A 21,714-nucleotide genomic window follows, 5' to 3' on the forward strand; every position below is an offset into this window, starting at 1 on the left:
GTGATCGGTTCAAGCGGAGACGCTTGAACCGATCACGCTCTATCCCCCCGTTGGGGGTCAATTCACCCACCCTCCAGCCTCATGAATCGATTCATGATCCTCCAGGGCAGCGTGCGTCACTTTCAAACCGCATGAGCATCGAGCTTCGAGCCGCGTGGCGAGGCGTCGCCGCGCCGCCGTCTCGCCGGTGCTGAGCACCCGGCTTACCCATGATCGCCGTCGCGATCCCCACCTGTCAGCGCGCCGCGGCTTGCCGGGCCGGCAAGCCAGCCGCCACCGCCTTCGGCACGCAGTCCCGCAAGCATTGCTTGCTGTGCGTCTGTGAAGCGCCTTCCAAAGTTCTGCGATTGCGGCCTGGCTACTGCCGGTTTCCCGCTGCGGATATTTCTTCTTTCGACGCTGAGCACGGGGTTCAGCCTGGAAAGAAGGTTCAAGACGATGGCACTCAAGGATATTCTGCCGGGGAAGCTCGGTTTCGGCGCCGCGCCGCTGGGCAATATGTTTCGCGACATCCCCGAAGCGGAAGCCCGCGCGACGGTCGAAGCGGCCTGGAATGACGGCATCCGGTATTATGACAATGCGCCCTTCTACGGCGCGGGTCTTGCCGAGATCCGCATGGGCGCGGCGTTGGCCGATAAGCCGCGCGGGGATTTCGTCATCAGCACCAAGGTCGGCCGTATCATTCTCGATGAGATCGAGGATGTGAGCGCCCGTGATCTGGGCGAGAAGGGCGACGTCTTCAAATATGGCCGTCCGAACAAGATCGTGAACGACTACTCGGAAGAAGCCGCCTACCGCTCGATCGAAGACAGCCTCAAGCGCCTGAAGACCGACCATATCGATATCGCCTGGGTCCATGACATCGCGCAGGACTTCTACGGTGACGAATGGCTCGCCATGTTCGAGCAGGCGCGGCGCGGGGCGTTCAAGGCGCTGGACCGGATGCGTGACGAGGGCGTCATCAAGGCCTGGGGCCTGGGCGTCAATCGCGTCGAGCCGATCGAGCTGCTGCTCGATCTCGAAGGGCCGCGTCCCGACGGCTTCCTGTTGGCCGGGCGCTATTCGCTGCTCGACCATGACCGCGCGCTCCAGCGCGTCATGCCGAAAGTGGCGGAGCGGGGGCTGGGGATCGTGGTCGGCGGCCCCTACAGCTCCGGTGCGCTCGTCGGCGGACCGAATTTCGAATATGCGCCCGCCACACCGGCCATTCTGGCGAAAGTTGCAGCGATCAAGGCGATCGCCGATCGCCACGGCATCTCGATGAAGGCGGCCGGCCTTCAGTTCGCGCTCGCCAATCCCGCGGTCGCGGCGGTGATCCCTGGCGCCAGCCGTCCCGGCCGCATCGCCGAAGATCGCGCCGCGCTCGATGAAGCCGTGCCGGTGGAATTCTGGCGCGAGCTGCGCGATGCCGGTCTCGTCAATCCGGCGGCGCCGCTTCCCGTCACCGGCTGAACGCTCCCCCCTCCTTGACGCTTTCCCGGTCACTGCGCCCTGCGGCGACCGGAAGGATCCCTGCGCCTTGTATCGGGTGCTCCCCAATCAAACCGAAGGAGAATGATCATGGACAGCGTGCGTAAAGATGATGCCACCAATCTCGGCAGGCGGGACGTCCTTCGCACCACCGGCGCCGTACTGGCGATCGGCGCCGCAACCGGCTTGGGCGGTCAGGCAATCGCGCAAACCGGAGGGAGCGTGTCGGCCGCCTCCCGCAATGCCGCGCCGCTCGGCCTGCGGCTCCAGGGCGTTCAGCATTTCGGCCTGACCGTGCAGAACATGGAACGGGCCTATGAGTTCTATACCGAGGTGCTGGGTGGCACCGAGGTGTTCCGCCACGGGGATTTTCAGGGCGATCCGGTCCAGAACACCCTGCTCGCCGATCAGGAGATCCGCGCCAATGAGTTGCATGTCGACCCGGCCACGATCGGCGTGCCGAACCTGCGCGATGGCGACCAACGCCTCGACGTCCGTTTCATCCAGTTCGACAATGTGGTGATCGAGCTTCTGCAGTATCGCAACGCCGACCAGCCGATGGGCGGCCCCAACAGCTTCGCGCCGCCGCTGGAGAATATGAGTCCGGCATTCCCTCGGATGATGCACATCTGCTTCCATGTCGCCGATGACGTCGACTTCAACAGGTTCATCACCGATCTTGAGGCCGAGTCCGCACGTCGTGGCATGACGCAGGTGCGCGCGAACCGCACCATCCGCGTCCGCAGCGAGGCCGAGCGGCGTGCCGCCCCGCAGGATACCAACACCAACAAGGTCACGGTCGCGCCTTCCGATGGTTGGGAACTGATCTACTGCAAGGGTCCGGAGGGCGAACAGCTCGAGTTCGTCAAGGCGATCGGGCCGGTGAAGCAGCGCTTCGCCACTGCTTTTGCGGGGCGCCAGCGTGCACGCTCCAGCCTGTGATCCTTCCGGGATGGAACGGGCCGTTCCGTCCCGCCCCTCCCCCTTCGGCATGAGGAGATCCGCATGCGCATCCCGTTCATCACGCTCGCACTCCCTGCACTGTTGATGGCTGCCATCCCCGCACAGGCGCCGGCTCAGGAAAGCGCTGCGCCCAGGGAGGGCGTCCATTACGCCCGGATCCCGCAAGGTGCCTGGTCGATCGTTGCTCAGGTACGGGCAAAACCGGGCAAGGCCGCCGAACTCCGCGAAGCCACTCTTCCTCTCGTGGCGTCGGTTCGAAGCGATCCAAAGAACCTTGTCTATTTCCTGCAGGAGGATCGGGTCGAGCCTGGGCACTTCATTTTCTATGAAATCTTTGCGACGCGCGAGGATTTCGAGGCGCATAACGCCATGCCCTATGTCCAGGCATGGTTCGCAAAGCTTCCCGAACTGGCAGAAGGCGGCGTGGAGGTGATGCGCATGGAGGTGCTCGGACAGAGCCGGCCTTGACTGGAGGCTGGCCGGTTCGTTTCCCGAGCGGCTCGGTCGCCTCGATCACTCCAGGAATTTCTGCATTCGGGGCACCATGAAGTCCAGAAAGCTTCTCACCCGCGCCGGCAGGAACTGGGATCCGCGAAACAGGGCGTGGACGTCGTCCACCACGCCGATGTCGCTGTCGGCGAGAAGCTCGACCAGTTCGCCGCGCTCGATCGGGCCGCGCAGATGATAGTCGGCCAGCCGGATGATCCCGACGCCGGCGATCGCCATCCGGCGCAGCGTGTCGCCATTGTTGACCAGCAGCGATCCGCTCAGCATCCGCTCGACGATCCGCCCGCCCTCGCGCATCGGCCAGACCGGCATGGCGCGGCGGAAGTTGAAACCCAGACAATTGTGGTGGATGAGATCTTCCGGCGTCTTCGGCGTGCCGTGCCGCTTGAGATAGGCGGGGGACGCCACGATGCACCGCTTCGTCTCGCCGATCTTGCGCGCCATCAGGTTCGAATCCGTCAGCTTGCCGACGCGGATCGCGACATCGGTGCGGTCGAGATAGAGATCGACCACCTCGTCCGAGAGCGAAAGATCGACGATCACCTTCGGATAGGCCTCGAAAAAGGCGGGCAGCAGCGCTTCGAGCGCTGTCGTGCCGAAGCTTACCGACGAGGTGACGCGGACGACGCCCTCGGCCTCGGCGCCGCCATGCGCGATCTGCTGTTCCGTCTCGTCAAGCTGGCCGAGCAGTTTCTGGCTTCGCTCATAATAGAATTGCCCCTCCTCGGTCAGCGCCAACCTGCGCGTCGAGCGCTCGATGAGCCGCACTCCAAGCCGGGCCTCCAGCCGGGCGATCAGCTTGGACACGGTCGAGGGCGTCATCAGCATCAGTCGGGCGGCCTCGGAAAAGCTGCTCGCCTCGACGACCCGAACGAACACCATCATTTCGCCTGCGCGGTTGTCCATGTCCCGCCTGTGACGCGATTTCCCGAAACGGCACTCCTTATAGCATGGCCGGCGCCGCCCTGTCGCCCGATCTGTGAACCAGACTATCAAATCCGGTGAAAAGCGGCTGTCTAATCAATCCTGCGGAGACATGCGATCTGTATCGGCGACGGGCCAACCCAAAGAGGTCCGCAGGGTCAGCACGAAAGGAATGTCGCCATGTCCGATAAGAAAGCCACCGACCTGTTCACACCGACATCCATCGGCGCCATCGCGGTTTCCAACCGCATCGCCATGGCGCCGCTGACGCGTTCGCGCGCCGGAATGGATGGCGTGCATGGCCTGCTCGCCGTCGACTATTACCGTCAGCGCGCATCCGCGGGTCTCATCATCACCGAAGCCACCAACATTTCACGCCAAGGCCGCGGTTACGCCTACACACCGGGGATCTATACCGAAGCCCACGTCGAGGCCTGGCGCGCGGTGACCGAGGCGGTGCATGGGGAAGGCGGCAAGATCGTGCTCCAGCTCTGGCATGTCGGCCGCGTGTCGCACAGCAGCCTGCAGGAGAATGATGCCGCGCCGGTCGCGCCATCGGCAATTCGCGGTGGCGGCCGCGTCTACACGCTGGCCGGCGACGATGTCCCCTCCATGCCGCGCGCGCTGGAGACCGACGAAATACCAGGCCTGGTCGAGGATTATCGGCACGCCGCCCGACTGTCCATGGAGGCCGGGTTCGATGGCGTCGAGGTGCATGCCGCCAATGGCTATCTGCTCGACCAGTTCCTGCGCGACAGTACCAATGTGCGCACGGACATCTATGGCGGTTCGATCGAGAACCGTGCGCGCTTTCCGATCGAGGTCGTGAAGGCCGTCGCCGGACTCTGGGGCGGGGATCGGGTCGGCGTCCGGCTGTCGCCGCTCTCCACAGCGATTGGCGAGACGCCGCTCGACAGCGATCCGCAGGCCACCTATGGCCATTTCGTGCAGCAGATCGGCACCCTCGGCCTTGCTTATCTTCACTGTGTCGAAGGTCAGTTGCGCGAAGAAAACGCGTCTTCGGCGTTCGATTTCAAAGCCCTGCACACGGCGTTCGGCGGCAGCTACATCGCCAACAACGGCTATGATCGGCAAATGGCCATGAACGCCATCATGTCCGGCCATGCCGACATGATCTCGTTCGGCCGCGCTTTCATCGGCAATCCCGATCTGGTCGAGCGACTGGGTCGTAACGCGCCGCTCTTCGATGCCCCGCCCAGCGCCTATTACGGCGGCGGGGCCGAAGGATACACCGACTTCGCAAGTCTGGCCGACTGAGCGCGTCGATGCCCGGGCATCGCGCCGGGCACACCATACATTTATGGAGGTTGAAATGAGCAAGTCAGCATCGCTGGCGCTGGACGACCCACGCCTTCATCGCCCCGCCGGGGCATCGGCCCATGCGCCCCGTCACCCGTCATCCATCGTCCGGAACAAGACCCTGCCGCTTCTGGCACTCGCTCTTGGCAGTTTCGTCATCGGCACATCCGAGTTCGCGAGCATGGGGATCATCCAGCTCTTTTCAGAGAGCCTTGGCCTCACCGTGCCGGAGGCCACCAACGCAATCACCGCCTATGCTTCCGGCGTCGTGATCGGCGCACCGCTGGTGACGTTGGCGGCCGCCCGGCTCAACCGGCGCACGCTCCTGCTGATGCTCATGGCCCTCTTCGTCGTCGGCAATCTGCTTTCGGCCATGGCGGGCAATCTCGGATGGCTGATGGTTGCCCGCTTCATCAGCGGCATGCCGCAGGGCGCCTATTTCGGGGCCGGCGCCGTGGTTGCGTCCCATGTGGTCGGACAGGGGCATGCCGGCAAGGCCTTTGCGATCGTCATGACGGGCCTGACGGTCGCGACGATCTTCGGCTCGCCGCTCGCCACTTTCATGGGCCAAACCCTGGGGTGGCGCGAAACCTATGTCGCCGTCGCTGTCCTTGCGGCTTTCGCGTTCGCATCGATCTATCGGTGGGTGCCGCAGACCGATGCGCTGAATGGCGTGCCGGTGGTTCAGGAGCTGTCGGCACTGCGCAAGGGATCCGTTTGGGGCGTCATGCTGGTCGCCGCGGTCGGCGTCGGCAGCATCTTCGCCGTCTACACTTTCATCGGCCCGATCGTGACGGATGCCACGCATCTTTCCGCCACCATGATCCCGATCGCACTCACCGTTTTCGGCATGGGGATGACCACAGGCAACCTTATCGGCGGCCAGTTGGCGGATCGCTATCCCGCGCGAGGCATCATTGTGGGTTACGGCAGCGCCCTCGTCATATTGGCTGGGCTTGGCTTTGGTGGGGCCAATCCCTGGCTGCTCTTCCCCGCCCTGTTCGGCGTTGGGGCGGCGATGATGGTGGCGATCCCGACGATCCAGGTGCGCCTCACCCGTTTTGCACCGGAAGCGCCGAGCCTGATGGGGGCGATGAATCTCGCTTCGCTCAACGCCGCCAATGCCCTGGGCGCCTGGATGGGCGGGCTGACCATCGACGCCGGGTTCGGCCTTCTGTCACCCGCCTGGGCCGGCTTCGGCCTCACGCTCGCCGGCCTCCTCCTTTTCGGCCTGACCCTCTGGGGTCGGCACCGGACTGCGACAGGCATCTGAGCCGAATTCTTACCCATCACGTTCGAACTCAAAGGAAAGTCGCCATGGCAAAAGCATATGCAAGCATCGATATCGCCCGCAACGCGGTCGAAGTCTGGCAGCTTATCGGTGGCTTCAACTCCCTGCCGGACTGGTTGCCTTACATCAATGCCTCGCGCCTGGAGGAAGGCGGCCGGGTCCGTCACATTCGCAATCTCGAAGGGGAGGAGATCGTGGAGCGGCTGATCGCTTTCGACGAGGAGCACCGGAGCTACAGCTACCATATCCTCAAGGCGCCCTTTCCGCAGAAGGATTATCTGGCAACGCTGCGTGTGATCGATATCGCCGATGGGCGGGCGTCGCGCGTGGAATGGTTCGGCCAATTCGAACCGGTCGGCGTGACGGATGCCGAGGTGACCAGCCTGTTCAAGAATATCTATGAAGAAGGCTTGGCTGCGTTGGCGGCACTATTCGCCGCGGATCAGCAAACGGTTACTCATGCCCCCCGATAACAACAAGAAGAGTTTCATAAGGCACCTGTAATACGCGGGATCTCCAACCTGCCAAACGCTTGAGACGATCAGGCAAGAAATTGAGCGTATCGGGCGGGATCGCGGCATGCCGGTCGTTTATCTAATTGGATGTCGGACGGGGGGCTTGGCCACGACGATGGCCAGCCTTTTCGGTCGCTGCGAGACATCAAAAGGACGAAGCTCATGACGCGCCTGAATGGAAAGCGCACCCTGATCACCGGCGGCACCTCGGGCATCGGTCTCGAAACCGCCAAGCAGTTCCTGGAGGAAGGCGCCCGTGTCATCGTGACCGGCAACAATCCCGACTCCATCGAACGGGCGAAATCCACGCTCGGCTCCGAGGTTCCCGTTCTCAGGGCCGACAGCGCGAACGTAGAGGCGCAGCGGATGCTCGCCGACGCGGTGAAGGAGCATTACGGTCAGCTGGATGTCGCCTTCCTCAACGCCGGCGTTTCGGTCTGGCAGCCGATCGAGCACTGGACCGAAGAGGCGTTCGACCGGTCCTTCGCGATCAACGTAAAGGGTCCCTACTTCCTGATCCAGGCCTTGCTGCCTGTTTTCGCCAATCCGGCATCCGTGGTGCTGAATACCTCGGTCAACGCCCATGTCGGTGCCGCCACCTCGTCGGTCTATGGCGCGACCAAGGCGGCCTTCCTCAACCTGTCGAAGACGCTGTCCGCCGAATTCCTTCCGCGCGGCATCCGCATCAACGCGGTCAGCCCCGGCCCGGTCGATACGCCGCTCTACGACAAGCTTGGCATTCCCGACGCCTATAGGGACCAGGTGAACAAGGACATCGTCTCGACGATCCCGCTTGGCCGCTTCGGCAGTCCCAAGGAGGTTGCCAAGGCCGTCGTCTATCTGGCGTCCGACGACTCTGCATGGACCATCGGTTCGGAGATCGTGGTCGACGGCGGGCGGACCCTGAACATGTGATCGGACCGGTCACGCCCGCATGGTCTGGTACGGCACCGACAGCGCCAACCGCAGCGATCCTGCGTCCGCGGTGCCGGCATCTTCGAAGCGGTACCAGCTCCATCAGGGCGTGGCCGACATCGCGCGCATCTCGGCCCTGATCCAGTTGGCGGTCGTCCGCACATCGACGCGTCCCCGCAAATGATCGGCGATCCACAGCTGGAGTTCATAGGGACCGGCAACGAAACCGAGAGGCGCGACAAGGTGACCCGATCGAATTTCGTCATCGACCAACAGCCTTGGGGCCAGTGCCAAGCCCAGTCCGCAAGCGGCCGCTTGTATGACGAGATAAAAATGCGCGTATACTTCATTCGGCGTCATCCGAAGCTCCGGGCGGCCTAAGGCAGCGGCCCAGTCGGTCCAAGCCTGTGGGCGTGTCGCACTGCCAAGGATCCGCGCACGCAGAAGGTCGTCCGGCTTTGAAAGGCCAAGCCGGTCTGCATAGTCGGGATGGCAGACCGGGCCGATCTCCTCATGGATCAGCGTCTCGGCGACAGCGCCTGCCGGTGCCCGGTATATGCTTGTACGGATTGCGAGGCTGATCTCCTCGCGAATGAAGTCGACATTGTCATAGTTGATGTTGAGCCGAAGCTCGATCGCCTGATTTGCACGCTTGAATTTTTCGAGCCGCGGGATCAGCCAACGCATCATCACCGTCGACGAACATGAAAGCGTAAGCGGACCTGGCTGAACGCGCGAAACTGCGATCTGCATCCGATCGAACGCTTCGGCGAGTTCCGACGCAAGCTGGGCACCCTCGCGGGTCGGCACGATGGCCCTTGGATGCCGCTCGAACAATGGCAGGCCAAACCTCTCTTCCAACGCCTTTACATGGCGGCTCACAGCGCCATGCGTCACACCGAGTTCCGTCGCCGCGGCGTTCATGCTGCCGAGGCGTGCTGCCGCCTCGAAAGCCCGCAGGGCATTCAGTGGCAGGTGGGTGATGGGCATCGCAGCCTCCCTTGAGACGTTCGAGTGAGTTTTTATCACATCAAGCCGCGCCGATCTCGCCTGGGCAATGTTTGTGCCCTGTATTATGTTTCTGCCCAACAAGGAAGAACGTAAGCCAATATTGAAAATTTTTTTGAAAAGCATAAGAGACGTTTTGCGGAATATATTAAATCACGAGATCACTTATCGTTTTATGATCAATAGAATTTTAAAGGTAAACTTTGAGTTTGAGATCGATAAATTGATGATATTTGCGAAATTTCACTGCGAACTTTGAGAGCGAATACGGCCACCTCGTGCAATAGAGCGCGTTCGGCCTTGTGATCCAAGGGAGGACATCGTGCCTGTCACCGCTCCATCCGTGCCTGCGCCCCCACTGCGCATTGAGGCTGACTATCTTGTCGAAACCATCGGTGATCCGCGCCGAGCCGTCGAGATCATGGCAGGGGAGCAGTCGAGCGGGACCTTCGTGCCCGTTCCCGGAGAGACGCCCGAGTTGAAGGCGCGTTCCGCGGCCCGTGTCGAACGCTTGGAAATCCTGGATGAGCGGATCGAAACCCCGACGCTGCCGACCACCGCGGCGACCTCCGGCGTCGAGATCCGTCGGGCTCGGGCGACGCTGTCCTGGCCGATCGAGAATTTCGGCGCCTCCCTTCCGAACCTGCTCGCCACCGTCGCCGGCAACCTGTTCGAGCTGAAGTCCATCACGGGCCTACGCATCCTCGACATCCGCCTGCCGGCGGCCTTCGCACAGGCCTATCCGGGGCCGCGCTTCGGCATCGAAGGCACGCGCCGCCTCGCCGGGGTCAAGGATGGCCCGATCATCGGGACGATCATCAAGCCGAGTGTCGGTTTCGACCCGCAACAGACCGCCGATCTCGTCGCCAGCCTCTGCGAGGGTGGCATCGACTTCATCAAGGACGACGAGTTGCAGGCGGACGGGCCGCACTGCCCCTTCGACGCGCGCGTCCGCGCCGTGATGCAGGTCGTCAACGCCCATGCGGACCGCACCGGCCGCAAGGTGATGGTCGCCTTCAACCTCACGGGCGATCTCGACCAGATGCGCCGCCGCCACGACCTCCTGGTCGCGGAGGGGGCTACCTGTCTGATGGCGAGCGTGAACTCGGTCGGCCTCACCGGCATGATCGAACTCGGCCGCTTCAGCGCCCTGCCGATCCATGCGCACCGCAATGGCTGGGGCTATCTTTCACGCCATCCGCTGCTCGGCTGGTCCTATGTCGCGTGGCAGAAGATCTGGCGCCTCGCGGGTGCCGACCACATGCATGTCAACGGGCTCGCCAACAAGTTCTCCGAAGACGACGACAGCGTGATCGCCTCGGCGCGCACCTGCCTGACACCGCTCTTCCCGGACAAGCCCTGCCTCGCCATGCCGGTCTTCTCCTCGGGCCAGGGCGTGCGGCAGGCGCCCGGCACCTACGCGGCGCTCGGCTCGACCGACCTCATCGTCACGGCGGGCGGCGGCATCGTGGCCCATCCGGGCGGGCCTGCCGCGGGCGTCGCGGCCCTGCGCCAGGCCTGGGAGGCGGCGGTCGCCGGCATCCCGCTCGACCGGCACGCCCGCGAGCACAGGGAACTCGAACAGGCCCTGGGAGCCGCCGCATGAGCCCCTCTGCTCCGCGCGCCCTGCCCGACGGGCCGCTCGTCGCCTTCTACGGCGACGACTTCACCGGCTCCTCCGCCTCGATGGAGGTGCTGGCCTTCGCCGGCCTGCCCACCGTCCTGTTCCTGCAACCGCCCTCCCGGAAACGGCTTGCGGACTTCGCGTCGATGCGGGCGATCGGCATCGCCGGGACCGCGCGGGCACAGTCGCCCGCCTGGATGGACGCACATCTGCCGGACATCTTCCGGCTGCTGGCCGGGCTCGGGGCACCGGTGGCGCATTACAAGGTCTGCTCGACCTTCGATTCCGCTCCCCATGTCGGTTCGATCGGGCGGGCTGCCGACATCGGCGCGGCCGTCTTCGGGCCCGCCTGGATGCCGATGGTGGTCGGCGACCCGGGGATGGGCCGCTACCAGAGTTTCGGCCATCTGTTCGCTCTTGCCGACGGCACCGGCTATCGCCTGGACCGGCATCCGACGATGGCGCGCCATCCGGTCACGCCGATGGATGAGGCGGACCTCGGTCGCCACCTCGCCCGCCAGACTGAAAAGCGCATCGGTCTTGTCGATTTCGTGACGATGAAGCGTGGGCATGCCGAAGCCCAGCTCGACCGTGCCTTGGACAATGCCGCCGAGATCATCTCCCTCGACGTGCTCGACCGCGAGACATTGACCGAGGCCGGGCGCCTGATCTGGGAACGGGGCGGAGCACCCGCCTTCGGGATCGGCTCGCAAGGCTTCGAAGCGGCGCTGGTGGCCTACTGGCAGGCGGCCGGTCTGCTCCCTACGGAGCCGGACCTTCCCCATCCCAAACCCGTCGGGCGGATCGCCTGTGTGTCCGGCTCGGTGTCGCCGGTGACGGCTGCACAGATCGCCCACGCGCTCGACAACGGCTTCGCCGGTATCCGGATCGACGCCCGGCGCGTGGTCGATCCTGCCGCGTGGGAGCGCGAGATCGGCCGCGTCGGCGAGGCGGCATTGGCGGCCCTCGGCGAGGGTCGCGACCCGCTCGTCTACAGCGCCACCGGTCCGGACGACCCGGCGGTTTCGGATTTCCTGACTGCGACCCAGGCGGCCGGGCTTTCGGTCGAACTGGTGAACGAGCGGCTCGGGGCGGGGCTCGGACAGGTCCTACGCGCCGCGATCATCGGCGGCGGCCTGACCCGGGCGGTGATCTCCGGCGGAGACACGTCGGGGCGGGCCGCGGCACAGCTTGGCATCGACGCATTGACCGCGATCGGTCCGCTCGATCCCGGCTCGCCGCTCTGCCGCACCCATGGCGAGGAGTGCCCGGTCGACGGGCTGGAAATCGCTCTGAAGGGCGGTCAGGTCGGACGTCCCGACTTCCTCCAGGCCGTCAGGCAAGGCGGACGTTCATCATGAGAAGGGAAACCGTGATGCACCGAAGAGTGGCCGCGAACGTCGCGCCGGTCACGGGCGGCGCACGCGGCATCGGGCTCATGACCGCCCGCGCCTTCTGATATTCGAGCGCGCCGCTCCGCCCATGGCCCGAGTGGCGTCGCGATCCAGCAAAAAGAACACGATCCGACGGAGGAAACCATGACCCTGATCCTTTCACGGCGGCGCTTCGCGACCTTGGGCGCGACGGTGGCGATCGGCGCGGCGCTGCCCCTGCGTTATGCCCGCGCGGCCGAATTCAGCTTCAAGCTCGGCACCAACGTTCCCGAGACGCATCCGCTCAACGTGCACGCCCGCAAGGCCGCGGCGGCACTTCTGGAAGCCACCGGCGGCCGGGTCGAGCTGAAGCTCTTCCCCAACAACCAGCTCGGCGGCGATGCCGACATGTTCTCGCAGCTGCGCTCCGGCGCGCTCGAGTGCTTCACCCTCTCCGGCGTCAACGTGCTTTCGACGCTGATCCCCTCCACGGCGATCTCGGGTGTGGGCTTCGCCTTCAAGGACTACCCGACCCTGTGGAAGGCCCTCGACGGCCGTCTCGGTGAGCATCTGCGCGGTCAGATCTCGAAGGCCGGCCTCGTTGCCATGGAAAAGATCTGGGACAACGGCTTCCGGCAGGTGACGACGAGCACGAAGCCGATCGTCACTCCCGACGATCTCAAAGGCATGAAGATTCGCGTCCCGGTCAGCGCGCTCTGGACCTCGCTGTTCAAATCGCTGGGCGCTACGCCGGCCGGCATCAATTTCGCGGAGGTGTATTCCGCCCTGCAAACCCGGATCGTGGACGGCCAGGAGAACCCGCCGGCGATCATCTCCGCGGCAAAGCTGTACGAAGTGCAGAAATACTGCTCGCTGACGAACCACATGTGGGACGGCTGGTGGTTCCTGATGAACCGCCGCGCCTGGTCCCGCCTGTCGCCCGAGCTGCAGGAGACGTTCGCGCGCGTGGTGAACGGTGCCGCCATGGCCGAGCGCCAGGAGGTGGCGCAGCAGAACGAAACCCTGAAAGCCGACCTCGCCGCCGCGGGAATGACCTTCAACACCGTCGATCCCACGCCATTCCGCGAGACGCTGACGAAGGCCGGCTTCTATCGGGACTGGAAGGAGAAGTTCGGGGCAGAGGCCTGGAGCATCCTGGAGGAAGCGACCGGCGAGCTCAGCTGAGGTCCGCCGCGAAGCCGACCGGCGCCCGTGATCTCCTCGACGGGCGCTGCCGGCTGGCTGCGGGAGGATGCCTGTCGGCATGCCGACCTGCTCCGCAGCATCGCGTTCATCCTTGGAAATTTCCGACGACAGCATCGTCCGCGGCTGGGCGGTCGCCAACGCGCGATCCCGCTTGCCAGCCCGCAACCGAACCAGAGGCGGCCGAGAGGCCGACAGAACCATGCGCCGCCACCGCCGCGCCAAGATCGTCGCCACCGTAGGTCCCGCAAGTGCCGCGCCTGACACGCTGCGGGCCCTTTTCCTTGCGGGCGTCGATACCTTCCGGCTGAACTTCAGCCACGGCCTGCAGGAGGACCATGCCAGGGTCCATGCGGCGATCCGCGCACTGGAGCAGGAGGTCGGCCGTCCGATCGGCATCCTGCAGGATCTCCAGGGTCCCAAAATCCGGATCGGCACCGTCAAGGATGGCCGGCTCGACCTTACGGCGGGCGAGACGGTGCGCTTCGTCCTCGACGGCAGCGAGGGCGACAGGCAGGCGATCCCGCTACGCCACCCGGAGATCTTCGCGGCGGCCGCTCCGGGCCAGGATTTGCTGATCGACGACGGCCGGATACGGGTACGGGTCGTCGGGCTCGACGCCGAGACACTCACCGCCGAGGTGATCACCGGCGGCCCGGTCTCCAACCGCAAGGGCGTGAACCTGCCCGGCACTCTGCTCGACCTCTCTCCCTTGACGCCCAAGGATCGCGCGGACCTCGCCTTCGGGCTGGAGCTTGGGGTCGATTGGGTTGCGCTCTCCTTCGTGCAGAAGCCCTCGGACGTCGTGGAGGCGCGCGCGCTGATCGGCGACCGCGCCGGCATCCTGTCGAAGATCGAGAAGCCGCAGGCGCTGGAGCGGATCGGGGACATCATCCGCCTGTCCGACGCCGTCATGGTCGCCCGCGGCGATCTCGGCGTCGAGATCCCGCACGAGGACGTGCCGGGGCGCCAGAAGGAGTTGATCCGCGCCTGCCGGCTCGCGGCCAAGCCCGTCGTGGTGGCGACCCAGATGCTTGATTCGATGGTTGCGGCACCCGCCCCGACCCGGGCGGAGGCATCGGATGTGGCGACCGCAATCTATGACGGGGCCGACGCCGTGATGCTCTCGGCGGAATCGGCCACCGGGCGGTATCCGGTCGAAGCGGTGACGATGATGGACCGCATCATCCGTAGCGTGGAAGGACACAAGCTCTACCGTTCGATCGTCGCCACCTCCGATCCCGGCGAGGAGGAGACGCCGCCGCATGCGGTCGCCTCGGCGACCGCGACGCTCGCCGAAGCGGTGCAGGCCAGTGCCATCGTGACCTATACGACGAGCGGCACCACGACCGCGCGCGTCGCCCGCAAACGGCCCGCAGTGCCGATCCTGGCCCTGACCCCGCATCTGGCGACGGCACGGCGGCTGTGCCTGATGTGGGGTGCCCACAGTGTCCACACGGATGACGTCGACTCCTACGAGGAGATGACGACCAAGGCTGCGGACTGTGCCGTGCAGGAGGAGTTCGCCAGACGCAGCGACCTCATCGTCACCACGGCCGGCATCCCCTTCCAGATGGCCGGAAACACCAACAACATCAGAGTAATTCAGATCCAATAAAATCCAGAGTGTCGCCAACAAAATATTAATTGCTTCACTCAATGAATTTAGCGCCCAATATTTGTGATTCACGCAAGAGAAGAGCGAATAACCCCAATTGATGAGACGCGCAGGCAGTCGTTCAATTCTCAAGTCCGCACCTCAATACAATCGGTCAGGATCGGCTGTCAGTCGCTCCGATAAGGTCAAGCAAGGGAGGAGCTACCATGCATATCGATAGCGCGGCCGCAGAGACTGCGCCCGGCACCGGGTTCCAAGGGCCGCCGTTGAGCGACAGATCCTGGCTGAGGCGGATCGATGCTGCGATCGGGTATCTTGTCGAGGTTCCAGCCGCTCTCCTTGTGGTCGCTGAAATCGTAGTGCTGTTCACCGGCGTGATCAGCCGCTATGTCCTCCATCAGCCGCTCGTCTGGTCGGACGAACTGGCCTCGTTCCTATTCCTCTGGCTCGCCATGCTCGGCGCGGTGGTCGCCTTCCGTCGCTCCGAGCACATGCGCATGACCGCCATCGTTTCCATGACCGGGCCGCGAACGCGTGCCTTCCTTGAAACGGTGGCACTGGTCGCCGGCCTGATCTTTGTCGCCCTCATGCTGCATCCGGCCTACGAGTTCGCCGCCGAGGAAATTTTCGTTCAGACACCCGCGCTGGAAATCAGCAATGCGTGGCGCGCCTTCGCTTTGCCGATCGGCTTGGGCCTGATGCTGTTGATCGCCGTGATCCGTCTGCTCGAGACGGCCGACTGGCGCTTGACGGTGGGCGCGCTGGTTCTGGGTTTGGCGATCGCAGGCGGGCTGGTGGCCCTGCATCCGGTGCTGGTCGAACTGGGAAACCTCAATCTGCTGCTGTTCTTCGTTCTGGGCGTCGGCGCATTGGTGCTCTCCGGCGTGCCGATCGCCTTCGCCTTCGGCCTGTCCACCTTCGCCTACGTGGCACTCACCACCCAAGCGCCGTCGATGGTGGTGGCCGGCCGCATGGACGAGGGGATGAGCCACCTGATCCTGCTCGCGGTGCCGCTCTTCGTCTTCCTCGGCCTCCTCATCGAAATGACGGGAATGGCCAAGGCGATGGTGGGCTTCCTCGCCACGCTGCTGGGCCATGTGCGCGGCGGGCTGCACTATGTGCTGGTCGGGGCGATGTATCTCGTCTCCGGCATTTCAGGTTCGAAGGCGGCCGACATGGCGGCGGTCGCCCCCGTGCTGTTTCCCGAGATGAAGGCCCGGGGGGCGAAAGAGGGTGACCTCGTGGCGCTGCTCGCCGCCACCGGCGCGCAGACCGAGACCATTCCGCCCTCGATCGTGCTGATCACCGTCGGATCGGTGACGGGTGTTTCGATCACCGCCCTGTTCACCGGTGGATTGCTTCCCGGCCTCGTGCTGGCGGTGGCGCTCTGCGGGCTGGTCTGGTGGCGTTATCGTGGCGAGGACCTCTCCCACGTGCGTCGCGCATCGGCAGGTGAAATCGGCAAGACCTTCATGATCGCCATTCCCGCCATCGCGCTCCCCTTCGTCGTCCGTTTCGCCGTGGTCGAGGGGATTGCGACCGCCACCGAGGTCTCGACCATCGGCATCGTCTATGCCGCACTGGCGGGCCTGCTGATTTACAGGCAGTTCGACTGGCGGCGGCTTTTCCCGATGCTCGTCACGACCGCGGCGCTGTCCGGAGCGATTCTGCTGATCATCGGGGCGGCGACCGGCATGGCCTGGGCGTTGACGCAATCCGGCTTCTCGGAGAGCCTCGCGGCGGTGATGAAGAGCCTGCCGGGCGGAACCATCGGCTTCCTTCTCGTCTCCGCAGTGGCCTTCATCGTGCTCGGCTCGGTGCTGGAAGGCATCCCGGCAATCGTGCTGTTCGGGCCGCTGCTGTTCCCCATCGCCCGTGCGGTCGGGGTGCACGAGGTGCACTACGCCATGGTGGTGGTGCTCGCGATGGGCGTAGGGCTGTTCGCCCCGCCCTTTGGCGTCGGCTACTATGCTGCCTGCGCGATCAGCCGGATTCACCCCGACACCGGCATCCGCCCGATCATCGGCTACATCCTGGCCCTGTTGCTCGGCCTGCTGGTGGTGATCCTGGTCCCCTGGATCTCGATCGGGTTTCTGTAATTCACACGCACCACGCGGCAGCGCGCCGATGGTCTGGCCGGTCAATGGTCTGACCGTCGGCGGCATCCGACACTTTTACTTGATAGGAAGCGAGAATATGCAGCAGCCCACTTCAGAACAGCGCGTTGCGGTCGTCACTGGTGGCGCGATGGGCATCGGCGCCGAGGTCTGCCAGCGGCTGTCCGCAGCCGGAATCATGGTCATCGTCGCGGATCGCGATGAGGCCGCAGCTCACGCAACCACCGCCGAACTGCGCGCGATGGGAGGGTCGGCCGAGGCACAGAAAATCGATGTCAGCGATCCCGATTCCGTGGCCGGCGCCTTTGCCGATATCGATCGGCGCCATGGTCGCTGCGATGTGCTCGTCAACTCGGCCGGCATCGCCAAGGTCTTTCCGTTCCTCGATTTCCCGTTGGATAACTTCGCCGCGACGATGGCGGTCAACGTCACCGGCGCCTTCCTGTGCTGCCAGCAGGCGGCACGGTTGATGGCACGACGCAAGTGGGGGCGAATCGTCAACATCGCCTCGGTGGCCGGCATGCGTGCGGTCGGCAGCGGACGCACGGCCTATGGCACATCGAAGGGCGCGGTGATCGCGCTGACCCGGCAGATGGCGGTTGAATTGGCCGAACATGGGGTAACCGCAAACGCCGTCGCTCCCGGACCGGTGGACACGCCGATGACGCGAACGCTGCACACTGCCCAGTTCCGCCGCGAGTACGAGAATGCAATTCCCATGAACCGCTATGGAACGACCGGGGAGATTGCGGCGGCAGTGATGTACTTGGTGTCCGAGGACGCCGGTTACGTGACCGGCATCACCCTGCCGGTCGATGGCGGCTTCCTGGCCTCAGGCGCTAGAGGCATTTGATATATCTTCCACACCCAAGAAGAGATGGCAAAGAAAGGAAGGAAAGCGCGATAGTCGTCAGATAGAGAACATTGCGTTCGGTTGGAGTCGAAAGAGAAATCTCCACCGAAGTCGGGTTCTGGTTCAAAATGCGGGCTGGCGACGGAGGCCAGCCTGCATGGCGGCATTTCTTTACATGGAATTTCTGCTGATGATCCTGGCCCCCTGGATCTCGATTGGGGTCCTATAATTTACCCCAACCTCACCGTCGCATTTCTGGCTATAGGCTTGGCTGGCGAGCGTTTCGCCGCATCGCCTCCAAGTCGGTCCGGCGAAGACGGCAGCGGACCCGATCAACCGCCTGTCCAAGCTGACGGCGGCACCATTGCCTCGGAGCCCGCCCGAAAGACGGCTCCAGGAGAGCTGGAGCTGGGAAGAAGCCCTCAGACCGCAAGGATCGCCGAGTGCCGACGGAGGTGGTGTCTGAACCGCTCGGCATAGTCTTCCGACACCGCGGCCTTGACGCTCTCCCGCGCCGCCAACGCCGCCCGCCACGCCGAGACGCGGGTGAGATCCTCGAACATCAGCTTCGACACCGTTTGATCGATGATGTCGAAATAGCGGAAGAGGGGAGCGAACACGGCATCCACCATGCCGAAGGCGGTGCCGCTGAAATACGGCCCTGGCCCAAGCACCGCCTCAAGTCGTTCGAGCCGTTGCCGGAACGCTGCCTTTTTCGCATTCGCCGTCTCGATATCGGTGGCGTTGAGGAACTGCCAGCCATCGGCATAGGTCGGCGTGGCGAATTCGATCCAACCACGATGCTGGGCGCGCAACAGCGCATTGGCCGGATACATCGGCGCAGCATCCTGGGTTTCCTCGATGTACTCGCAGATCACCATGCTTTCGAACAGGATGGCGTCCGTCCCGTCCGGCTGACCAACCTTGAGGAGCGGCACTTTTCCCGTCGGCGAAAGCGCAAGAAACCAGTCTGGCTTGGCCGCGAGATCGACATTGATCCGGTCGAACGGCACACCCTTCTCCAGAAGCACGATGGCCGCCCGTTGAACGAATGGGCAAAGTGGATTGCTGATCAGCGTCAGATTGGTGGTTGGCATAAGGATCTCTGCAAGTTGGCGATAAACGGATGTGCAGCGGCGTCCCGGACATGGACAAGTGCCCGTCCAAAATGTCGAATAGGGTGACGTTCGCCCAGTGCAGGCCTCGGTCAAAATGGCAGCCACCGTGCGACCGAGTGCGATACCCTGAACGCCCCAAGCGTTTGCATCGCGACTGTCACGCGCCGTACCAACGCTACAATCAGTCTCGATGCCCCAAATCTAGTGTGGATTGGTTTGCCGAACTCGCCCGATACGCTCAAGATCTTGCCTGATTGTCTCAATCGATTTGACTGAATGCTTGGAATTTGTCTGTAGCGGGTGCGCCCCTCGATGCATCGGTCGAGCCGGCGGCGATGGCTGTTGGCTATACGCACCCAAAGCATCTCCCGGCCGGAGCCTCGTATTCTCGGGTGCCTGACGTGGCTCGTGCCTCTGGAGGTCGGGGTGTCACAGTTCCGAACGATCACTCAACCTGCTTGCCGGATTCCAAGGGCGCAGACATAATTCCGGCATGACGCACGTCTATGAACAGCATCTTGAAATCGCTTTGCGCCATGCCGCATCACATACGATGCTCACGCCGATCCCGCGTGTGGAGCTGAGTATCGGGCACTATCCAACCGGTGAGATGCCGTGCCTCTACCGTTCGATTGTCTGTTTCATTCTCCAGGGCTCCAAGCGGGTCACCATCAACGACAACGTGCTGAGTTACGACAGTTCGCAGTATCTGGTCAGCGCCCTCGATTTGCCGCTGAAGGGTGAAGTGCTCGATGCCGACCGGCATCACCCGTATGTTGCCGTCTCGCTGACGCTTGATCCCGCGTTACTGGTAGAACTGGCGACCACCATGCCGGCTGTGCGGGAGAATGAAGGCAAGGTCATCGGCCTTACAATCAATCCTATGACGGCCCAGCTTCGCGATGCGCTGCTTCGGCTGCTTTCGCTGCTGGATACGCCTGCCGACATTCCCATCCTTGCCCCCATCATTGAACGGGAATTGCTTTATCGTCTCCTGCAGGGCCCGCAAGGTCGGCTTCTTCGCCAGATCGCGCAGCCTGAGGGAGCCCTGGCCCGCATTCGCCGCGCCATCGCCTGGATCAGGGAGAATCACGACCAGCGCTTGAGGATCGATGCCCTATGCGAGGTAAGCGGCATGAGTCGGGCGAGCCTGCACCGACATTTTTCAGGGATTACCGGCCTCAGCCCGCTACAGTATCAGAAACAGCTTCGCCTGCAGGAGGCACGCCGGCTGCTGTTGGAAGGCGAACACAACACATCGGCCGTTGCCTTCGCGGTGGGGTATGAAAGCGCGTCTCAGTTCAGCCGCGAATATCTTCGGCAATTCGGCACGCCGCCCGCCCGGGATATTCGTCAGATGCGGAGGCAAATCCACTTCTCCGTAGATTGATCTGCCCTGGATAGACATACGGGAACGGTTGAGTCCTATTGAGGACAGCGAGATAGGTGTCAGCTAGACAATACCAAGAGACACTGATCGGCGGTGGAGCGAGAGGGGCATCGATGATCAGCACGGTGCAACTCCTCCTTGACAGCCAGGGTACGGCGATGTCCGCCGTCCGGCACATATCTCTGAGTATGAGCACCTGTTTGCAGGCCGCTGACGAAGCCGCATCGCGAGATTGCGAAGCCTCCTGTTGCCTGGGTGTTCGCCTTCCGCGATAATTTGGCGAGAACATACAATCGGAGAGGGCGGATGTATTATCCCGAAGCGCTGGAACCCATAGCCGGCTTCCTGCGCGGCATCGGCATCGGCGTCGAATATGGCGACGGGGCGGCGGGAGGCTTCCTGCCCGGCGTCAACATCCATGCCGGGGTGATCCATGTCGACCCCGACACGCTGGCCGGGTCGGGCGACCTGCTGCATGAGGCCGGGCACATCGCCGTCGTCCCGCGGGCCTATTGGCCGCGGCTGAACAGCGATCTCCAGGGCGATGCCCGGGCCCAGGTCGAGGCGGCCGAGCAGGCCGGCGATCCCGCCGCCGCCCTGCTGCGGCGGGCGGCGGAAAACGGGGAGCTGATGGCCCAGGCCTGGTCCTATGCCGCGGCGCTGCATCTCGGATATTCGCCGGCCTGCGTCTTCTTCCCCGGATCCTACTATCACGAGCAGTATGAGGGGGATCATCCCACCCAGGTCTGGCTGGGCAGCGGCACCCATTTCGGTCCGGTGATGCTGGCGCAGTCCGGGATGACCGGCTTTTCCGGACTCGTCGGCGCCGCCTGGAACAACGGCCTGCCGCCCTTTCCGCAGATGAGCCGCTGGACCGTGGACTGATGCCGGCGGTCGCCGTCATTGACCGCCGGTGGTTTTGAAATGCTTCATCGCATTGGCAAAGATATGTGGTGCTGGGCTTGATTCCGGCCTTCCCGGCGCTTGCATCGGAAACTGCTTGGCCGGGTCATGGCGGTGACGGCCTTGCCGGACTTGCGGCTGCGAACCGTTCCCTATTCCTCGAATTCGCCACGGGCGGCGAGTGCCGCGGCGTCGCGCACGCCATGAAGGACGCGGACGAAGCCAGTCGCCATCATTTCGGAGGACTCCGCTGCCACATGCGTCCAGAGTTCGGCGAGGTCGGCTTCCGCCGCTTCGGTCAGGCGGAGCGGGAGCGGGCGGATAATGCTTTTCCCCGTTCGGCGATCCGGTCTGCATCGAAGTCCGTCAGGCGTCCTGCCGCCAGGTCGGCAATGCCCCGGTCGATGTCCGCCTTCAGGGATGCGAGCTCTTGGCGCTGCAGGGCATGCTTCACGACCCAGTCGCGCAGAGCCTCTCTGATGACCTCACTGCTCGACGCGTAGTCACCGCCAGCGACGGCTCCCTTCACGGCAGCTGCCATGGCGGCCGGCAAGGTGATGGTCAGACGCTCGATCTCAGCCATGACGCCTCCCGATGGAGTA

The 21,714-nt window shown here is 64.0% G+C and carries 19 protein-coding genes; 15 read left to right on the forward strand and 4 right to left on the reverse strand.

Going from position 1 to position 21,714, the window contains the following annotated elements:
* The first annotated feature begins 438 nt into the window (after positions 1-438).
* From JHL17_RS01390 to JHL17_RS01400, 3 genes are all read left to right on the forward strand, one after another.
* Complete coding sequence (locus JHL17_RS01390; RefSeq protein ID WP_200190266.1) at positions 439-1,452, forward strand: aldo/keto reductase; 1,014 nt, start codon at positions 439-441, stop codon at positions 1,450-1,452.
* A 108-nt stretch (positions 1,453-1,560) separates the two neighbouring features.
* Entirely contained in the window at positions 1,561-2,412 is an 852-nt protein-coding gene (locus JHL17_RS01395; protein WP_200190267.1) for a VOC family protein, read from the forward strand.
* A gap of 63 nt (positions 2,413-2,475) precedes the next feature.
* Positions 2,476-2,901, forward strand: coding sequence for a putative quinol monooxygenase (locus JHL17_RS01400; RefSeq protein WP_200190268.1), 426 nt, complete (start codon positions 2,476-2,478; stop codon positions 2,899-2,901).
* Positions 2,902-2,946: 45 nt separating this feature from the next.
* Here the strand turns inward: JHL17_RS01400 and JHL17_RS01405 are convergent, their stop codons facing one another.
* Complete coding sequence (locus JHL17_RS01405; RefSeq protein ID WP_425599573.1) at positions 2,947-3,825, reverse strand: LysR family transcriptional regulator; 879 nt, start codon at positions 3,823-3,825, stop codon at positions 2,947-2,949.
* A 219-nt stretch (positions 3,826-4,044) separates the two neighbouring features.
* On the opposite strand from JHL17_RS01405, the gene JHL17_RS01410 reads away from it, so the two are divergent.
* The 4 genes from JHL17_RS01410 to JHL17_RS01425 all read left to right on the forward strand — a co-directional run bounded on the left by JHL17_RS01410 (position 4,045) and on the right by JHL17_RS01425 (position 7,905).
* A complete protein-coding gene (locus JHL17_RS01410) occupies positions 4,045-5,142 on the forward strand; it encodes an alkene reductase (protein WP_200190270.1) in 1,098 nt (365 codons plus the stop codon).
* 55 nt (positions 5,143-5,197) lie between these two features.
* Positions 5,198-6,457, forward strand: a complete 1,260-nt coding sequence (locus tag JHL17_RS01415) for an MFS transporter (RefSeq protein ID WP_200190271.1) — start codon at positions 5,198-5,200, stop codon at positions 6,455-6,457.
* A 44-nt stretch (positions 6,458-6,501) separates the two neighbouring features.
* Positions 6,502-6,948 carry an SRPBCC family protein gene (locus tag JHL17_RS01420; RefSeq protein ID WP_200190272.1) on the forward strand — a complete coding sequence of 149 codons (447 nt, stop codon included), beginning with the start codon at positions 6,502-6,504 and terminating at the stop codon, positions 6,946-6,948.
* 204 nt (positions 6,949-7,152) lie between these two features.
* On the forward strand, positions 7,153-7,905 hold the full coding sequence (locus JHL17_RS01425; protein ID WP_200190273.1) for an SDR family oxidoreductase: 753 nt from the start codon (positions 7,153-7,155) through the stop codon (positions 7,903-7,905).
* 102 nt (positions 7,906-8,007) lie between these two features.
* On the opposite strand, the gene JHL17_RS01430 is transcribed toward JHL17_RS01425, so the two are convergent.
* A complete protein-coding gene (locus JHL17_RS01430) occupies positions 8,008-8,895 on the reverse strand; it encodes a LysR substrate-binding domain-containing protein (RefSeq protein ID WP_200190274.1) in 888 nt (295 codons plus the stop codon).
* Between the two features lie 340 nt (positions 8,896-9,235).
* On the opposite strand from JHL17_RS01430, the gene JHL17_RS01435 reads away from it, so the two are divergent.
* The 6 genes from JHL17_RS01435 (at position 9,236) to JHL17_RS01460 (ending at position 17,701) form a co-directional block, all read left to right on the forward strand.
* Entirely contained in the window at positions 9,236-10,519 is a 1,284-nt protein-coding gene (locus JHL17_RS01435) for a ribulose-bisphosphate carboxylase large subunit family protein (protein ID WP_345773733.1), read from the forward strand.
* Positions 10,516-11,898, forward strand: a complete 1,383-nt coding sequence (locus JHL17_RS01440; protein WP_200190275.1) for a four-carbon acid sugar kinase family protein — start codon at positions 10,516-10,518, stop codon at positions 11,896-11,898. The genes JHL17_RS01435 and JHL17_RS01440 overlap by 4 nt, the downstream gene beginning before the upstream one ends.
* A 177-nt stretch (positions 11,899-12,075) precedes the next feature.
* On the forward strand, positions 12,076-13,095 hold the full coding sequence (locus tag JHL17_RS01445; protein WP_247893248.1) for a TRAP transporter substrate-binding protein: 1,020 nt from the start codon (positions 12,076-12,078) through the stop codon (positions 13,093-13,095).
* A gap of 220 nt (positions 13,096-13,315) precedes the next feature.
* Positions 13,316-14,731 carry a pyruvate kinase gene (pyk, locus tag JHL17_RS01450; RefSeq protein ID WP_200190276.1) on the forward strand — a complete coding sequence of 472 codons (1,416 nt, stop codon included), beginning with the start codon at positions 13,316-13,318 and terminating at the stop codon, positions 14,729-14,731.
* Between the two features lie 206 nt (positions 14,732-14,937).
* Positions 14,938-16,830 (forward strand): TRAP transporter large permease, encoded by a 1,893-nt coding sequence (locus JHL17_RS01455; protein WP_200190277.1) that lies wholly within the window; start codon positions 14,938-14,940, stop codon positions 16,828-16,830.
* A 97-nt stretch (positions 16,831-16,927) separates the two neighbouring features.
* Positions 16,928-17,701: an SDR family NAD(P)-dependent oxidoreductase gene (locus tag JHL17_RS01460; protein WP_200190278.1), complete on the forward strand. Its 774-nt coding sequence runs from the start codon at positions 16,928-16,930 to the stop codon at positions 17,699-17,701.
* Positions 17,702-18,123: 422 nt separating this feature from the next.
* Here the strand turns inward: JHL17_RS01460 and JHL17_RS01465 are convergent, their stop codons facing one another.
* Entirely contained in the window at positions 18,124-18,798 is a 675-nt protein-coding gene (locus JHL17_RS01465; protein ID WP_200190279.1) for a glutathione S-transferase family protein, read from the reverse strand.
* A gap of 514 nt (positions 18,799-19,312) precedes the next feature.
* Between JHL17_RS01465 and JHL17_RS01470 the strand changes: the two genes are divergently transcribed.
* Positions 19,313-20,209 (forward strand): AraC family transcriptional regulator, encoded by an 897-nt coding sequence (locus tag JHL17_RS01470; RefSeq protein ID WP_200190280.1) that lies wholly within the window; start codon positions 19,313-19,315, stop codon positions 20,207-20,209.
* 306 nt (positions 20,210-20,515) lie between these two features.
* Positions 20,516-21,094 (forward strand): hypothetical protein, encoded by a 579-nt coding sequence (locus JHL17_RS01475; protein ID WP_200190281.1) that lies wholly within the window; start codon positions 20,516-20,518, stop codon positions 21,092-21,094.
* 316 nt (positions 21,095-21,410) lie between these two features.
* Here the strand turns inward: JHL17_RS01475 and JHL17_RS01480 are convergent, their stop codons facing one another.
* A complete protein-coding gene (locus JHL17_RS01480; RefSeq protein ID WP_200190282.1) occupies positions 21,411-21,695 on the reverse strand; it encodes a ribbon-helix-helix domain-containing protein in 285 nt (94 codons plus the stop codon).
* Positions 21,696-21,714 lie beyond the last annotated feature (19 nt).

The sequence above is a fragment of the Azospirillum endophyticum genome (genome assembly GCF_016595245.1).
GTDB classification, from domain to species: Bacteria; Pseudomonadota; Alphaproteobacteria; order Azospirillales; family Azospirillaceae; genus Azospirillum; species Azospirillum endophyticum.

What these genes read in the sequence shown, in the direction of transcription:
- JHL17_RS01430 (WP_200190274.1), bottom strand. Translation starts at nt 8,895, where the DNA reads ATGCCCATCACCCACCTGCCACTGAATGCCCTGCGGGCTTTCGAGGCG.
- JHL17_RS01425 (WP_200190273.1), top strand. Translation starts at nt 7,153, where the DNA reads ATGACGCGCCTGAATGGAAAGCGCACCCTGATCACCGGCGGCACCTCG.
- JHL17_RS01395 (WP_200190267.1), top strand. Translation starts at nt 1,561, where the DNA reads ATGGACAGCGTGCGTAAAGATGATGCCACCAATCTCGGCAGGCGGGAC.
- JHL17_RS01475 (WP_200190281.1), top strand. Translation starts at nt 20,516, where the DNA reads ATGTATTATCCCGAAGCGCTGGAACCCATAGCCGGCTTCCTGCGCGGC.
- JHL17_RS01465 (WP_200190279.1), bottom strand. Translation starts at nt 18,798, where the DNA reads ATGCCAACCACCAATCTGACGCTGATCAGCAATCCACTTTGCCCATTC.
- JHL17_RS01415 (WP_200190271.1), top strand. Translation starts at nt 5,198, where the DNA reads ATGAGCAAGTCAGCATCGCTGGCGCTGGACGACCCACGCCTTCATCGC.
- JHL17_RS01455 (WP_200190277.1), top strand. Translation starts at nt 14,938, where the DNA reads ATGCATATCGATAGCGCGGCCGCAGAGACTGCGCCCGGCACCGGGTTC.
- JHL17_RS01445 (WP_247893248.1), top strand. Translation starts at nt 12,076, where the DNA reads ATGACCCTGATCCTTTCACGGCGGCGCTTCGCGACCTTGGGCGCGACG.
- JHL17_RS01420 (WP_200190272.1), top strand. Translation starts at nt 6,502, where the DNA reads ATGGCAAAAGCATATGCAAGCATCGATATCGCCCGCAACGCGGTCGAA.
- JHL17_RS01480 (WP_200190282.1), bottom strand. Translation starts at nt 21,695, where the DNA reads ATGGCTGAGATCGAGCGTCTGACCATCACCTTGCCGGCCGCCATGGCA.
- JHL17_RS01440 (WP_200190275.1), top strand. Translation starts at nt 10,516, where the DNA reads ATGAGCCCCTCTGCTCCGCGCGCCCTGCCCGACGGGCCGCTCGTCGCC.
- JHL17_RS01400 (WP_200190268.1), top strand. Translation starts at nt 2,476, where the DNA reads ATGCGCATCCCGTTCATCACGCTCGCACTCCCTGCACTGTTGATGGCT.
- JHL17_RS01405 (WP_425599573.1), bottom strand. Translation starts at nt 3,825, where the DNA reads ATGATGGTGTTCGTTCGGGTCGTCGAGGCGAGCAGCTTTTCCGAGGCC.
- pyk (WP_200190276.1), top strand. Translation starts at nt 13,316, where the DNA reads ATGCGCCGCCACCGCCGCGCCAAGATCGTCGCCACCGTAGGTCCCGCA.
- JHL17_RS01470 (WP_200190280.1), top strand. Translation starts at nt 19,313, where the DNA reads ATGACGCACGTCTATGAACAGCATCTTGAAATCGCTTTGCGCCATGCC.
- JHL17_RS01460 (WP_200190278.1), top strand. Translation starts at nt 16,928, where the DNA reads ATGCAGCAGCCCACTTCAGAACAGCGCGTTGCGGTCGTCACTGGTGGC.
- JHL17_RS01390 (WP_200190266.1), top strand. Translation starts at nt 439, where the DNA reads ATGGCACTCAAGGATATTCTGCCGGGGAAGCTCGGTTTCGGCGCCGCG.
- JHL17_RS01410 (WP_200190270.1), top strand. Translation starts at nt 4,045, where the DNA reads ATGTCCGATAAGAAAGCCACCGACCTGTTCACACCGACATCCATCGGC.